The organism is Rhodococcus sp. IEGM 1406 (assembly GCF_030056745.1).
In the GTDB taxonomy this organism is placed as follows: Bacteria; Actinomycetota; Actinomycetes; order Mycobacteriales; family Mycobacteriaceae; genus Rhodococcus_F; species Rhodococcus_F erythropolis.
Genome location: NZ_JASHKO010000005.1, coordinates 341,630 through 356,778, shown reverse-complemented (window position 1 = coordinate 356,778; position 15,149 = coordinate 341,630). Strand labels below are relative to the sequence as shown.

Genomic DNA, 15,149 nt, shown 5'->3' with positions numbered 1-15,149 from the left:
CGAACAAAATCGAACCTATCGGATTAACGAGACAATTCACCTTGTCGGAGAGGTTGTCTTTGCGTACATATTACCGGGCGTGGCAGTTTCGATGTGCAGCGAGTCGATTCGGACATCATCGGCACTCGCTGATACACGTAGGTTGGACGACGTGAATTCGTCGACTCCCACCACGATCATCCGTACCGCCGCCCTTGCGCACATTCGTGACCGCAAGCTGATCCAGACCCGCTCCGTGGGCAAGACCGCGTTCTACATGGCCGGCGGAAAGATCGACCCGGGTGAGACGCCCGAGCAGGCACTGCACCGCGAAATTCGGGAGGAACTCGACGTCGATCTGGTCGACGGGACGGTCACGTTCCTCGACGTCTTCGAGGCTCACGCTTTCGGACATTCCGCGGACACGGGCCTGCACATGAGTTGTTATCTGGCGGAGATGGCCGGAGACCCGCACCCGACCAGCGAGATCGCCGAGTTCCGCTATTTCACGCTCACCGAGTACGCAGCGATGGACGAGGTGGCGCCGGGATCGCTCAAAGTGTTCCATCGCCTGGCGTCGATGGATCTGATCGACTGATCGGCGGAGGTCCGGATCGATTGACTCGCCCCAAGCGCAGACTTGCATAGGCGCAGACGGCCACGATGATCAGTGCCACGGCGTCGAGTATCAGGATGTCGGTCGAGATTTCGAACGGGCCGACCGTCGTGATGCCGTTGAACGGCTTGTTCTCGTCGAGCGGCGTGTACGCCGTCCATCCGTAGTCGAACTGCGGATAGACGAGCAGGGCCAGCGCCGTCGGGCCGAAGATGACACCGAGTCCGACGAGGGCTCGTGACGCTCCGGTCCGCGGTGGCTCTCGGTACATCGCGCTGGCGATCGCGTACGTGACGACCGCAGAGGTGAAGGCGACAAGAAGATCGCTGATCGTGAGAACGTCACCGATCTTCGGCGACGGCGACGTGGCGTAGCTGACGATCCCGGCGACCGTCACCGCCAGGAGCAATCCGTAGCCGACGACCCGCGAGGGAGCGATCGCGCCGATTGCTGCCGCGGCGACGATGACGACGCCGATCACGACGGCGGTCGAGGCGGGGGTTTTCGACCATTCCATAGCTTCGGTTGCGGGACGGTTCGCCGACACCGCCGCCAGAGTTGCGACGGCGGCGGTACACATCAGCAGGATTCGACCGCCATCGCCCAGCACCCGCGCGCAGATCACCGTGATTACGAGCGCGACGAGTAGAAGGGGTACGGCCGCCGTGACGGTGGTGATCTCGAACCACCAATTCGCCGCGACCCCGAAGAGAGTGAGCACCGCCGCGATAGTCACCGGCCGAACGGCCATCCGTTCCTTGGGGTGGTCCTTGTCGAAATCGTGGAACCAGAACGCGGCGACGCAGGCGGCGGCCAAAGCGAGCGCGAGCAGTGTTGCCCCCAACACCGGTGGTTGAAACTGGTTGGTGTTGTCGGCGATGTAGTCCGCGTACCGCCGAGGAATTGCGTCTTCGTCCAGGAGTGAATCCGAGACATGCACGGCCACAATCGTTCCCGCGACCGAGGCAGCTCGAACCCGGGGAGCGGCAGCAACCGTCACCGCGCCGACAGCGACTCCCGCACCGACGGGTGAGAGTGCCTCGAAGTTGTGATCGTAGAGCCCGGGCAGTTCGAGGAGGAGCCCACCGAAGACCGTCATGGCCGCGGTCCGCAATCGGCAACGGGCCATCATCGCGGCTGTCCCGACCGCGACGACAGCCAAGACGCCTGCGCCGATGGTCGAGATGGACCAGAATCGGTCGCCCGTCGAAATCGACGTCGACTGGCTGTTCACGAACGGTGCCAAAGCGACGACGGTGACGACGAATGCCGTCACACCACTCAGTGCGACGAGCAGCGTCCTGCGGGCGATGGGCACTGCTCCAAAATAGTCAATCCGGTACCAGTTGCACCGCAATAGGAGGTCTCAGTCCGGTGACGGTGTGTCAACGGGGCTGCGGCGGCGGAGCGCGATCCCGGTGGCGACGACGACTACACACATCAGGAGTGCCGCGCCGTCGGAGCGTGGCGGCGCCTCGTACGCGTAGGCAATGGTCGCGGCCTCGGCCCGGAAGGCTGCGTCGGGCTCGCTCGCGTCGAGGTAGGCTCGCAATTCAGAGTTGTACTCGACGTACGTCGAGGGCGGATCGTGCCGGACGTACGTTGACGACACTGTCTCGATCTCGTGCTGCCCGATCGACATGAAGACCAGGGCAGTGAAAGGAATCGTCAACCCCAGCGTCGCTGCGACGGGATTCGACGGCAGTACGGATCCGAGCAGCCATCCCGACCCGACGCCTAGCGCGACAATGCGGAGCAGTAGAGCAAGTTCGTGTTCGCCGTCGAAGATCCACTCCGACAACGGGATCGCAGCCAGCAGAGCCAGACCTGCGATCGTGCGATCCCGGTGTCGGGAACGCGACAAGCCGAAGACGACCGCGATGATCGCGAGGGCAGCGATCACCAACGGCGAGGTTCGGTCACCGTCGAGAAAGAAGCGGTCGGTCAGATCCGCGAACACCGTCGTGGCGGCGGCTCCAACAGCGGTTGCAACCCAAAGGAATCCGCCACTGCCTGAAGTTGTGTCCAGTCTCCTCACACAGAACCAGGTCAGGGTGAGGACGGCGACGGTGGACGCGACCATGACCAGCCAACCCGAAAACGTCGGTGGGTTCTCTTGCCGGTCGACGACCGAACTCAGAATCCGTTGGGTGACAGCGAGGCCGGTGACAACTGCCAGAGCGGCTGCGGCGACGCCCGGTTCGCTTTCGCTGATCCGCAATTCGGAGTCGTCTGTCACTGCGCACGCCACTGCGCAGATCAGGGTCAGCAACAGAAGTGCCCAGGCAGGTTCGCCGATGGACGACGTGCTGACGGGTATCAAATCGCCGGTGGACGATTGCGCGGCCAACCACGTCGACACCACGCCAATGATCAGCAGGTTGCGTCCGAGGCGGCTGTCCCACGATGCGGCGACAGCGCCGCCCAGGATGAGTCCGGCTGCAATGGTTTTGGCGAAACCCAGAACGCTCAGCAGATCAAGACCGACTTCTTCGGCGACGAGGAATCTGATCAGAATCAACACTACGACGCCCGTGTACACAAACGCCCACGCACGCCTGCGAGAACCGCGGTGCTGGAGATACGCGCAGGCCCCTACGGCGACGATGGCGCCCACCACGACGCTGGTGGATTGGCTGCTGATCCATTGGTCGATCTTCGACTGCGGTTCGGTAACAGGCCATCTCATTCGCGCTGGGTTCGTCAGCGCCACGGCGGCAAGGATTCCCGAGAGAAAGGCCGCGAGGGCGCCGGTCCATGACCGGAGGTCGATGGTCATCGGTCTGTCCCGATCAGGCGGTCTCGGTGGGTTCCGATACCTCGACGGGTGGGTGGGATCGTCGAAGGATCGCCGCACCACAGAATCCGATGATCAGGGCGAAGAGGATTGCAGTGCCGACGGTCTGAGGGGTGACGTAGTCGATGGTGATGCCTATTCCGCGTCCGAATAGTCCTCCGTTGGCGCTGACGTGCGCCGGGATGGGAAGTTCCATCAATCGCTGAATGTCTGCCGCTGTCAACTCTGGCGGCGCGGTGAGCTGATCGGTGAGAATGGCGATCGACGAGAAGGTCATCGCGGCAAAGGGAATGGCGAGTCCGAGTGTGGCGTCGACGAGGCTGCCGGGAGCAAGGGAACCGAACAGTAAACCGGCGGCGAGGCCCAGCGCGGCGATCTTCAGCGCGATTGACCAGACGCCGTGCGCGGAGTCGAAGGGCAGTAGTTCTGACAGTGGAACCGCAACGAGAACGGCGATGGGCACGAAGTTTGGCACCTGCTTGTGCAGTCTCAATCCGACGGCAACCGGCAGGGCCGCGAAAAGCACCAGTACCCAAGGGGACTTCAGGTCTCCCCAGTGGCCGGAACCCTTCGCGATGTCGACGAAGAGCGGGGCCGACGCAGCGGCCAGTGCGGTTGCCGCCCAGAGGAACTTGCCACCAGCACCGGAGGCGTCGCCGAGGCGGTAAGCGGCGATCCACGTCAAGGCGAGCGCAGCGCCTGCCGCCAAAACCATGACGATCCAGGCGGTCGCCTCAGACGCGTATTGCTGGCGGTCGATCACGGCGCCGAGCACTCGATGCCCGATCGCCAGCGCGGTGATCACCACGAGAGCGATGCGGATTTCACCCGAGTCCGGCTTGCGAATCCGGAAGCCGGCTTGCGCGGTCACTGCACAGGCGATTGCTGCTGCGGCCGTGGCGCCGATCAGCCACCACGACGGCTCACCCACCGAAGACGTCGTCATCCTGGCTGTCCCACCGGCGAACGTGCGGATCGCGAGGAAGGTGGCGAGCACGCCGAGGAGTGTCGCGTTCTTCGTGGCAGTGCGGTCCCAACTGACGGCAACCACGCAGCCCAGAATGGTGCCCGCTGCAACACTTTTGACGATGATCAAGGCGATCAACAGGTCCAGTGACGCAACTTCGGGTACGACTGCCCGAACGATCGCGATGACGGCGACGCCGGCGGCGATCGCGATCCACGCCGCCCGACGGGACCCGCGACGTTGTGAGAGGGCGCAGGCAAGCACGGCGATCACGGCGCCGAGTCCGACAGCAGTCGGTCCGCTGCTGATCCAGCGATCTACTTCCGACGGGGAGGCCACGATGGCCCAGTCGCGAAGAACGGGATTGGTCAGGGCCAGCGCCGCGAGTATCCCGGACAGGAGTGCAGCGACGGTGGTGAGGATCGCTCGAAGGTCGAGTGGCATCGGGCCAACCTATCGCGGCGCCGCAACATCGGTCGTGGGCGGCGTGAGTGCCGGAAACCAGATGTCGGTGAGAACGTCTGCCGCGACGTCCGCACCCGCGGTGATCGCGCCCTGTTCCGCCCACCGAATGAAGAAGCGCTCGATCTGTGTCAGCAGGAGCTCGACCCGGAGTTTCGCCTCGTCGTGTCGGCTCTGCGGCCAGCGTGCCAGGTACGACGGCATCGCGTTGGGCAGTGCAGAGATGCCTTCGCGGGCCAGTGTTCGGAATTCGGGTTCGAGGACCATGGCCTCGTCCCACGCCCGCATCATGTGGTGGTGATCGCGGCACCAGTCGAGAGCGCGGTTGATCCAGCCGGCGAATTCTTCGCGCGAACCGGAATCGAGTACGTGGTCGAGATCCTGGAATATCGCGAGCGTGCTGGATACGACCGTGTTCGAGCCGAGGGCCTTGAGTATGTCGATCTTGCCGGGGAAGTGCAGGTAGAAGGTGGCGCGGCTGCAACCGACCCGGCCGGCGATGTCCTCGACGGTGACAGCCGCGTATCCGCGTTCGGTGAAGAGCGCGCCGGCGGCATCCACGAGGTCTGCGCGGGTTCGCTGCTTCTGCTTCTCTCGCAGCGTCAGTCTGCCGGAGGTATCTGTCATTACCGGGATCCTAGTGCCGCGGGGGCTCTCACGGGTCAGTTGCACGAGACTCTCCGTCTTTCACTTGACAGCCCGTTAGTGAAAGCTACTCTGTGGTGTAGCGCACAATCGACCGATCAGAGGACGCCATGACCATCTCGGACACAACTCGCACGCCTGACCTACCGGCCGGATTCGACGTCACCGATCCTGCTGTCCTCGGGGAGCGGATCCCTTTCGAGGAATTCGCCGAACTGCGTCGAAGCGCGCCCGTGTGGTGGTGTGAGCAGCCGCCGACCGTTGGTGGATTCCAGGACGAGGGCTACTGGGTGGTCTCGCGTCACGCTGACGTCAAAGAGGTCAGCCAGCGCAGCGATGTGTTCTCGAGCTGGGAGAACACCGCGATCGCGCGTTTCGCCGACGATATGCCACGTGAGGCCGTCGAGATGCTCCGGCATCTTCTGCTCAACAAGGACGCGCCGGAGCACACCAAGCTCCGCAAGCTGATTTCGAAGCTGTTCACGCCGCGCGCGATCAACGGCATGCGCGACGAATTGGATCGTCGTGCGCGCAGCATCGTCGACACCGCTGTGAGCGAAGGCCCGGGCGACTTCGTGAAGCAGGTTGCCAGCGAGCTGCCGCTCCAGGCGATCGCGGATCTGATCGGTGTACCGCAGGACGATCGGGACAAGCTGTTCAAGTGGTCCAACGAGATGATGGGCTACGACGACCCGGAATACCAGGGTGATCCGGCAGTCGCGTCCACCGAGGTCCTCGGATACGCGTACCAAATGGCAGACGCGCGTCGTACCTGTCCGGCAGATGACATCGTCACGACTCTGGTCCAGGCCGACATCGACGGCGACGCTTTGAGCCCGGAGGAGTTCGGGTTCTTCGTGCTCATCCTGGCGGTCGCAGGGAACGAGACCACCCGCAACGCCATCACGCACGGAATGATCGCGTTCCTGGACAACCCCGAGCAGTGGGAGCTGTACAAGAAGGAACGTCCCAAGACGACGGCCGACGAGATCGTCCGGTGGGCGACACCGGTCACCGCGTTCCAGCGCACCGCGCTCGAGGACACCGAGCTGGCAGGAGTGTCGATCAAGAAGGGGCAGCGCGTGGTGATGCTGTACAGCTCCGCGAACTTCGACGAGGACGTCTTCGAGAACCCGATGACGTTCGACATCACTCGTAACCCCAATCCGCACTTGGGCTTCGGCGGAACGGGCGCGCACTTCTGCATCGGTGCAAACCTCGCTCGCATGGAGATCGACTTGATGTTCAACGCCATCGCCGACAACGTCCCGGACATCACCAAGATCGGTGATCCGCGCCGTCTGCGCTCGGGTTGGATCAACGGCATCAAGGAGTTCCAGGTCGATTACAAGAGCACAGGCTGCCCGGTCGCTCACTAGAGTCGGTAGGTGAGAGGTACACCCCACGATCTCGAGGAGCCACCGCATGACTTCGATCAACGACAAGGCAACTGCTCTATTGGCGTTGCACCAGCCAGGTAACCCGGTCATTCTCCCGACGGTGTGGGACGCGTGGTCGGCGAATCTTGCGGTGGCTGCAGGTTTTGCAGCCCTGACGGTGGGCAGCCACCCGGTTTCCGATTCCATCGGCAAGCCGGACAACGAGGGCATCACCTTCGACGAACTTCTGCACCGGATCAAGCAGATCACCGGTGCGGTCGACGCCCCGATCTCGGTGGACATCGAGGGTGGTTACGGGCTCGAGCCGGCAGTTCTCATCGACGGGTTGATCGATGCCGGCGCTGTCGGACTCAACATCGAGGACACCGTCCACAGTGAAGGCGGACGCTTGCGTGAGGCGCAGGAGCACGCCGACTTTGTGGGTGGGCTTCGTCAGGCCGCCGACGCAGCCGGAGTTCACGTTGTCGTCAACGCGCGCACCGACCTGTTCGTGAAGCAGGTCGGTGACGAGTCCGATCGTGTCGATCGCGCCATCGCACGCCTCAAGCTGGCGGCCGACGCCGGCGCCGACGTTCTTTACCCCGTCGGGCGGCATGACGACGCGACCCAGCGCCGCCTGACGTCCGAACTTCCACTTCCGATCAATGCGATCGGAATCCCGGACCAGGACGATCCGGCAAGTTTCGGTCCGCTCGGAGTGGCACGTGTGAGCTTCGGTCCGTTCTTCCAGATGGCATTGGCCAACCGTGCGAACGAGATCTTGGGACGCTGGAAGTAAGAATGCAGACACTGATGTCGCCCGGCCCGCTTCTCGACGATGGCGGACATTTGGTCGAGACGGGTTGGGCCCCATCGGAGATTCGCAAGTATCGACGCTCTGCGATCACCGTTCCGAAGTTCCGGATCAAGGAGTGGGACTACTACTGCGTTCTCACTGCGGATTACGGCATCGCGTTGACCGTCGCCGACAACGGGTACATGGGCTTGCTCGGAGTCTCCTGGCTCGATTTCCGAACACCACACGAGATCACCGAAAACGTGATGCTGCCGTTCCCGATGGGAAGGCTCGGTCTGCCCGAAAGCGCGGACGACGGTGATGTGGTGGTGTCGAAAGGTAAAGCTCGCTTCGAGTTTCGCCATGTGGACGGTGGGCGCCACCTGATTGTCGACTACCCGGCTTTCGACGGTGGGCGAGGCCTTCATGCCGATTTGTTCCTGGCGGGTCCTGTCGATGACCGGATGGTGATCGCTACACCGTTTCCGAAGGCGTCCCGTTCGTTTTACTACAACCAGAAGATCAACTGCCTGCCCGCTGCCGGGACCGTGCGAATCGGGAGTGACGACTTCACATTTCGCTCGGAAGACTCGTTCGGCGTTCTCGATTGGGGCAGGGGAGTCTGGACTTACGACAACACCTGGTACTGGGGTTCTGCATCCGGACTGGTGAACGGCGAGCGGTTCGGATTCAACATCGGTTACGGCTTCGGCGACACGACGGCGGCCAGCGAGAACATCGTGTTTGTCGGCGGTCGGGCACACAAACTGGACAGGATCGACTTCGGCATCCCGCAGGGAACGTACGACGGCGCTCCGTGGAACTTCTCGAGCAACGATGGTCGCTTCGAGATGACTTTCGAGCCGATCATCGACCGTGCCGCGACTTTCGACGTCGGGGTACTGCGTTCGATTCAGCATCAGGTGTTCGGAAAGTTCTCCGGCACAGTGATCCTCGACGACGGTACCTCCGTGGTCGTTCGAGATCTCCTCGGATTTGCCGAGGAGGTTCGGAACCGCTGGTAGGCCGTACATCTCCGCGAAGATGACGGAACGCAGCATGGGCACCGGGGCATGATCGTGCCCCGGTGCTCGCGTCTCGAGTTATTTCACTTCAGGCTGCTGTTGGTGGGCTGTTCCCGCCGATCGGCTGCTGATACGGATCAACCGACATCGGCGGATAGAACACCGTCTTTCGATCCGGGCCGATCTCCACCCGCCACTCCGTGTGATGCATCGTCCGATGATGATGACCGCACAACAGAACCAGGTTGTCGAGATCCGTTGGGCCACCATCGTTCCAGTGAACAATATGATGAGCATCGCACCACCCCGACGGAGTCCCACACCCCGGAAATGCACACCCACCATCACGAACCGCCAACGCCCGTCGCTGCGGAACGGTCGCTGTTCGCACTTCCTTACCGCAGTCGAGCGGAACACCATTCTCATCCAACCAGATTCGGGTGACAGTGCAGTCGCAGGCCAACATCCGGGCAGTGTCGATACTGATCGGGCCCACCCAATCCGTCCACGCGAACCCCAACTCCTCGGTGGACGGCAAGAGGTCTTTCAGAACTTTAAGGTCCGTCATGTCTTTCGCGGACGCGGTGACCGTGATGTGCGGTTTCACTCCGCCTTCGATCGGGCCCAACCCCGCCCGCTCGTACCGGCGCAACAGTTCACAAAACCCGTCCGCCCGTCGTAATGCCGGCGTGCGGGTGTCCTTGACACCGTCCTTCTCCGGTGTCGGAGCAGACAGGCTCGACAGCAGCGTGATCAGACGGGCCCCGTTGACCGCATCTAAATCACCCTTCACAGTTACTCTGCCGTACAGGCCTTTCGAGGCGTAGAACTCGTTCCGCTCCGAATCCTCGCCGACCGGAACACCGTCCCCACGCTTGCCGTACTGCTTCTCGATCCGCCGAATCGCCGCCCGCACCGCATCACAATCCGCAATGTTCTTCGACGCCAACCCCAACAAGATCCCGCGAGCCTTGTCCACATCCGCCGCCGTCATGTTCTTCGGCGGATGCTGACAAAACGACGCCACCTGACGCGCCTTCAACGCATCCACATCACCACGATGAAACGCATCCGCGACAACAGGTTCGAGCATCAACAACCGCGCCAACCCGACCAGCAGACTGCACTCACCGATCTCCAAATTCGTCGAACCATGCAACCACTGCGCGATCGCCCGAAAACCCTTCCCCCCGAGAACCTCACGGGAAAACATCTCGACGATCAACAACACCATCCGCGACTGCAACTCGTGCCGGGCGCGCACCAGATCCAGAACCTCACTCTTGAGGCCCTCGCCATCCAGCTGCCACGCTTCCCGACTGTCCATGCTCAAAGTCTAATCGAACAAAGTTTCGAACACAAGACTTGGATCTCGAAAACGCTTCCTATGCAATAATTTTCGACAATTCCGATTTTTGGGACTTTTCGGATCTTCATTCGATTTGCGGCAGGCAATCTCGACTGCCTCATTGCATGGACTCTGCTGACGCCGAGCACTCGGCGTACATTCCGGCTTCGTGTTGACGTGGACGAGGGAACTTGGACGCGTGGCCGCGCATGGGCTCTGTCGATTGCATTGGTTGCCTTGCCGTACTACCGCGACACGAACGAGCAGATCACGGCCTGGGCGAAACATGCGATTGCCCAGGTCATTGACGACATCCGCACTGAACCCTGAGGCCACTTGCGCCGTCTCCGTTCTCGCAACGATCCTTGGAAATCGAGCAGAGAAGGTTTACGGCCTTTGTCCACGGCGTTCGGCGACCGATCAGCCGATCGCGCTCAGGTCTCCGTACACCGTCCGACCCTCCAGGATGGTGGCGAGCACCGTGATGTCGGCCAGCCTGGTCGGCTCGACGTCGAGGGGATTCGCCGACAGCACAACAAGATCCGCGTAGGCGCCGGGGAAGATGGACCCGATGTGATCTTCGCTGAACAGCTGCCACGCGGCGTTGACTGTGTGGGCGCGCACGGCGGCGTCCACGGGGATCCGTTCCTGGGGTGCCACGACGCGGCCGCTGGGCGAAAGCCTGGTGACGGCGTCCTGCATGTTCCGTAGCGGATTGGCGGGGGTAACGGGTCCGTCGTTGTGGAAGGTGAACCGCTGGCCGGCCGCGAGTGCAGATCCTGCTGCGGCCCAAACGGATCCGTATTCGGGGCCGAACAGGTCATCGACCAGAACGTCACCCCAGTAGTGCAGGTGGTCGATGAAGATGCTGACCGTGACGCCCAGTTCCGCTGCGCGGACGAACTGATCCGGACGCATCGCGCCGACATGTTCGAGGCGCAACCGGTGATCGGGCCGGGGGTGCTCCTTCAGAAGTCGTTCCCACGCGTCGAGAACCATGGTGATCGCGTCGTCGCCGTGGGCGTGGCACGCCATCTGCCACCCCTTGGCGAAGTAGGCGGAACTGATGTCGTGGATCTGTTCGCCGGTGTAGTTGGCGTGCCCGTGCGTGCAGGCGATCCCGAGCGCGCGGGTGGCTTCGGTATCGAGATACGGGAAGCTGGTGGCGATGTTACCGACCCACGGTGAACCGTCGGACCAGACCTTGATGCCGATCTGGCGCACCAGGTCGTTTCCGTCGCCCGGTGACGCCTCGGTAGTGCGCGCGTCGTTGGACATCTCGTAGAGCCGCAGGCGGGTGGTGAGCAGTCCGGCGTCGGCTATCGCTGCCAGGGCGGGCCGCATCTTGGGGTCGAACGACAATTCGGCGATGGTGGTGATTCCCGCGGCGTTCAGCCGGGCGCATTCGGCCGCCACCAGTGCGGGGAAGTCGTCACCGATAGTGACTGCGTGGCCCGCGACTGCGAACACCGCAGGCATTTCGTACGCGGCTCCGTCGAGTGCGCCCGTCGCGTCGTGGCCGTACGATCCGCCGATCGGATCGGGGGTATCGCGGGTGATGCCGGCCTGCACTGCTGCCGCCGTGTTGAAATACGCGACGTGTCCCGAGTTGTGCATGATCACGAGGGGGTACTCCGGCGCTACGGAGTCCAGCCAGTCGATGGTCGGATCGGGTAGGCCCTTCTGCAGCAACGGGTCCCAACCGTTCAGAGAAGCGCCGGCAGCACCTCGCGAACGAACAGTGTCGACGACGGCAGCGACTACGGCATCCGCCTCGGTGATCGTGACAGGCCGGATGTCGACGACGTCAGGCCCGAGCACGATGGCTTCTTCCAGGGGGTGACCGTGCGGCTCGATGAACCCCGGCAGAACAGCGGCGCCTCCGACGTCAACAACGCGGGTATCCGGCCCCACCAGTTCCTCGACGTCCGTGCGCGCGCCGACGGCTGTGATCCGGCCGCCCGTCACGGCGAGCGCCTGGGCGAGTGGTGAGTCCTCGCGCATGGTCACGATGTCGCCGTACAGAACCAGATCAGCAGCCATGGTCAGTCCTTATCGGTTGTCCGCGTACGCCTGTAGGTGTGCCACCTGCTCGGGATCGAGTGAGGGACGTACCTTCTCACGGGCGGTTGCCACGTCCGCGGCCGTCACGTCGGCCGCGTCCATGCTCCGACGCATGGCGGCGAGTGCAGCCTCACGCAGGAGAGCCGAGCAGTCTGCTGCCGAGTATCCCTCGAGATCGACGGCCAGAATGTCCAAATCGACATCTTCGGCGAGCGGTACCGACTTGCCGGAAGCACGCAGAATCGCTTTGCGAGCCTCCGCATCCGGCGGCGGTACGAATACGAGACGTTCGAGTCTGCCGGGGCGCAGGAGAGCCGGGTCGATCAGATCCGGTCGATTGGTGGCGCCCAACACCACGACGTCGCGTAGCGGTTCGACGCCGTCGAGTTCGGTCAACAACGCGGCTACGACGCGATCTGACACCCCGGAGTCGGAACTTTGACCACGACGCGGGGCAAGGGCGTCGATTTCGTCGAGGAAGATCAACGAGGGCGCCGAATCGCGTGCGCGCTGGAACAACTCGCGTACGGCCTTTTCGGAGGCGCCGACCCACTTGTCCATCAGCTCAGCCCCTTTGACGGCGTGGACGCTGAGGTGACCTGAGCTGGCAAGGGCACGAACGAGATACGTCTTACCGCAGCCGGGAGGGCCGTAGAGGAGCACGCCGCGTGGTGGGTCGACACCGAGGCGTGCGAAGGAGTCGGGGTGCTGCAGCGGCCACAGGACCGCCTCGGTGAGCGCCTGTTTGGTTTCGACCATATCGCCGACGTCGTCGAGGGTGACGCTGCCGATCGACAGTTCTTCGGTACTCGAACGAGACAGTGGCCGAATCACTTCGAGGGCGCCGACAAGATCTTCCTGCGTTATCTCCGGGGAATCACCGGATTTGGACGCCCGCGTCGCCGCTCGCAAAGCAGCTTCACGGCAGAGCGCCGCGAGGTCGGCGACCACGAATCCCGGTGCGCGCGAGGCGATGGCGTCGAGTTCGAGGGTTCCGGTGGGCACGCGGCGGAGCAGGAGTTCGAGCAACGCCTTGCGGGTTGCGCCGTCCGGCAGGGTAAGTGCGAGTTCCCGGTCGCAGAGATCCTGGCCGCGAAGGCGCGCGTCGACGGTCTCCGGATGGGCGGAGGTCGCGACGAATGCCACGCCCGGGGTTGCGACGGCGCTGCGCAATTGTTCGAGGATCAGTGCGGACACCGGTTCCGCGGTGGCTGGAAGCAGAGCGTCGATGTCACTGATCAGCAGTACACCACCGCCGCGCACGGCAGCAACGGCGTCGACGATTCGCTGCAGGCGGGTATTTGCCTCGGTGGCACCGACTCCCGGGCCGTCGAGTTCGACAAGTTTGCGTGAGGACAGGACCGAGCGGGCCAACGTGGCTTTGCCCACGCCGGCGGGGCCCGTGATGAGGACGCCGAGGTGCGGTGAGGCGCCGAGCGTACGGAGCAGTTCTGGTTCGTCGAGTGCCAGGCCGAGCCACTCGGTCAGCTTGGCTGCCTGCGCTTGCGCGCCGACAAGGTGATCCAGCGGAACCGACGGCGCAGGCTCGATCGCGACGGCGGCCGGACTGGAAACAAGCGCACTCGGTGTCAGTGTGCCCGCCGAGCCGGAACCCCAGTTGACCGCCGAATTCGGCTGGACGCTGACCGGACCACCGGCAGGCTCGACGGCCGTGACGGTGAGCAGTTCGGATGTCCACGCGACGCCGAAGGTGCGGGAAAGCGCTTGGGTGGCTTCGGAAGTGCTCGTACCCGGACCGAGATCGCGGGGGAGGAGCGAGACCGTGTCGCCGACGCTGACGACCTTGCCCAGAAGGGCTTGTCGCAGAACCGTCGAGCTGATCGAATTTGTCGCCATGGACGAGCCGGTGACGGAGACGGATCGCGCTCCGTACACCGTCACCGGACCGACCACGACGGAAGAGTTCTCGGTCAGGCCGACGTTCGACATGGTGACGTCGTCGAGAAGGATCGTGCCTGCCGGGGTTCCGGTGGGCGCACGGCCCGCGACGGTCGCGGTGCCGCGGGCTCCCATGAGTGCGATGGCATCCCATTCGCGGATGCCCAACGCCGCCAACGCTTCGGGGTGCAAGCGCACTACCCCGCGGCGTAGGTCGGCGGCAGAGGTGTTGAGTCGAACGGTGAGGGCGAGTTCCGGCGAAGTCACCTCTCGAGAGTACGTCGTGGACTAGCGGGGTCGCCGCAATCCGAGACGAGCGGCCGAGCGGCGGCCACCGACGTTGGGTTGGCGTCGGATCGCGCGGCGTTCGGAAGGCTTGATGTCCCAGGTTTCAGGACGTGCTGCCACCCACCGCTTCGAGTGCACGGCAAACGGGATGTGCACCAGGTAGATCGCGATGAGAACGATCAGCAGGATGTACGGGTAGGTGATGAGTGCGGCCGCAGCCAACGTCACCAGGACGAGCAGGCCGGCCGCCATGTGCGGCGGCACGGATACCGACTTCATCGCCAGCGTCGGGATGCGGCTGACGATCAGTGCAGCCGAGAAGAGCGTCCACACGATGACGACGAAGTGCGAAGACCACCAGCCGTCACCCCACTGAGCCGTCGCGGCCAGGGGAGTGAGGGCGATGAGTGCGCCGGCCGGAGCTGGAACGCCGACGAAGTACTCACGTGCGTACGCGGGGACGTCGTCGTCGTCGAGCAGGGTGTTGAAACGTGCGAGTCGCAACACGATGCTGACCGCGTAGATCAACGCGATGATCCAGCCGATGCTGGTGCCGTCCAGCAAGGTCACGTACAGGACCAGGGCCGGGGCGACGCCGAAGGAGATGGAGTCGGCCAGTGAGTCGAGTTCGGCGCCGATCTTGCTGGTGGCGTCGAGCAGTCGCGCGATGCGGCCGTCGAGTGAATCGAGGACGGCAGCGGCGCCGATCATCGCGAGCGAGGTACCGGGTTGTCCGTCGAGAGCGAATTTGACGGCGGACAGCCCGGCGCACAGCGCCAGGATGGTGATGACGGACGGCAGCAACCGCACCGCCTGGGTGCGTTTGGGCATCTTCGCGCCGGGTTGGGCTGCTCCCGGCTTCTTCACGGCTGACTTCATCTTCG

13 protein-coding genes are annotated in these 15,149 nt (G+C 63.6%); 5 read left to right on the top strand and 8 right to left on the bottom strand.

All coding sequences use genetic code 11. From position 1 onward, the window contains the following. Positions 1–151: 151 nt before the first annotated feature. Positions 152–577, top strand: a complete 426-nt coding sequence (locus QM596_RS23665) for an NUDIX hydrolase (RefSeq protein ID WP_243617366.1) — start codon at positions 152–154, stop codon at positions 575–577. Here QM596_RS23665 and QM596_RS23660 read toward each other — a convergent pair. Genes QM596_RS23660 through QM596_RS23645 form a run of 4 tightly spaced genes read right to left on the bottom strand, consistent with a single transcriptional unit; the run spans position 534 to position 5,448 of the window. Next, complete coding sequence (locus tag QM596_RS23660) at positions 534–1,913, bottom strand: hypothetical protein (RefSeq protein WP_225320317.1); 1,380 nt, start codon at positions 1,911–1,913, stop codon at positions 534–536. The two genes, QM596_RS23665 and QM596_RS23660, sit on opposite strands and share 44 nt — an antisense overlap. A 48-nt stretch (positions 1,914–1,961) precedes the next feature. Then, positions 1,962–3,374, bottom strand: a complete 1,413-nt coding sequence (locus tag QM596_RS23655; protein ID WP_283310034.1) for a hypothetical protein — start codon at positions 3,372–3,374, stop codon at positions 1,962–1,964. Positions 3,375–3,387: 13 nt separating this feature from the next. Then, the gene (locus tag QM596_RS23650) at positions 3,388–4,803 is read right to left on the bottom strand and encodes a hypothetical protein (protein ID WP_283310032.1); all 1,416 of its coding nucleotides are present in this window, start codon (positions 4,801–4,803) and stop codon (positions 3,388–3,390) included. A gap of 9 nt (positions 4,804–4,812) precedes the next feature. Beyond that, the gene (locus QM596_RS23645; RefSeq protein ID WP_020968862.1) at positions 4,813–5,448 is read right to left on the bottom strand and encodes a TetR/AcrR family transcriptional regulator; all 636 of its coding nucleotides are present in this window, start codon (positions 5,446–5,448) and stop codon (positions 4,813–4,815) included. Positions 5,449–5,576: 128 nt separating this feature from the next. Here QM596_RS23645 and QM596_RS23640 point away from each other — a divergent pair, with 128 nt between their 5' ends. Genes QM596_RS23640 through QM596_RS23630 form a run of 3 tightly spaced genes read left to right on the top strand, consistent with a single transcriptional unit; the run spans position 5,577 to position 8,666 of the window. Continuing rightward, a complete protein-coding gene (locus QM596_RS23640; RefSeq protein WP_019744488.1) occupies positions 5,577–6,845 on the top strand; it encodes a cytochrome P450 in 1,269 nt (422 codons plus the stop codon). A 46-nt stretch (positions 6,846–6,891) separates the two neighbouring features. Then, entirely contained in the window at positions 6,892–7,644 is a 753-nt protein-coding gene (locus QM596_RS23635) for an isocitrate lyase/PEP mutase family protein (RefSeq protein WP_007730096.1), read from the top strand. 2 nt (positions 7,645–7,646) lie between these two features. After that, the gene (locus tag QM596_RS23630) at positions 7,647–8,666 is read left to right on the top strand and encodes a DUF2804 domain-containing protein (RefSeq protein WP_283310030.1); all 1,020 of its coding nucleotides are present in this window, start codon (positions 7,647–7,649) and stop codon (positions 8,664–8,666) included. Positions 8,667–8,754: 88 nt separating this feature from the next. Here the strand turns inward: QM596_RS23630 and QM596_RS23625 are convergent, their stop codons facing one another. Next, entirely contained in the window at positions 8,755–9,993 is a 1,239-nt protein-coding gene (locus QM596_RS23625; RefSeq protein ID WP_283310028.1) for an HNH endonuclease signature motif containing protein, read from the bottom strand. A 198-nt stretch (positions 9,994–10,191) separates the two neighbouring features. On the opposite strand from QM596_RS23625, the gene QM596_RS23620 reads away from it, so the two are divergent. Next, positions 10,192–10,344 carry a hypothetical protein gene (locus tag QM596_RS23620; RefSeq protein WP_060939319.1) on the top strand — a complete coding sequence of 51 codons (153 nt, stop codon included), beginning with the start codon at positions 10,192–10,194 and terminating at the stop codon, positions 10,342–10,344. Positions 10,345–10,434: 90 nt separating this feature from the next. On the opposite strand, the gene QM596_RS23615 is transcribed toward QM596_RS23620, so the two are convergent. Genes QM596_RS23615 through QM596_RS23605 form a run of 3 tightly spaced genes read right to left on the bottom strand, consistent with a single transcriptional unit; the run spans position 10,435 to position 15,096 of the window. Next, positions 10,435–12,057: an amidohydrolase gene (locus tag QM596_RS23615; RefSeq protein WP_283310025.1), complete on the bottom strand. Its 1,623-nt coding sequence runs from the start codon at positions 12,055–12,057 to the stop codon at positions 10,435–10,437. Positions 12,058–12,066: 9 nt separating this feature from the next. Further along, positions 12,067–14,244: an AAA family ATPase gene (locus QM596_RS23610; RefSeq protein WP_003941536.1), complete on the bottom strand. Its 2,178-nt coding sequence runs from the start codon at positions 14,242–14,244 to the stop codon at positions 12,067–12,069. 21 nt (positions 14,245–14,265) lie between these two features. Beyond that, entirely contained in the window at positions 14,266–15,096 is an 831-nt protein-coding gene (locus QM596_RS23605; protein ID WP_029254795.1) for a CDP-alcohol phosphatidyltransferase family protein, read from the bottom strand. Positions 15,097–15,149 lie beyond the last annotated feature (53 nt).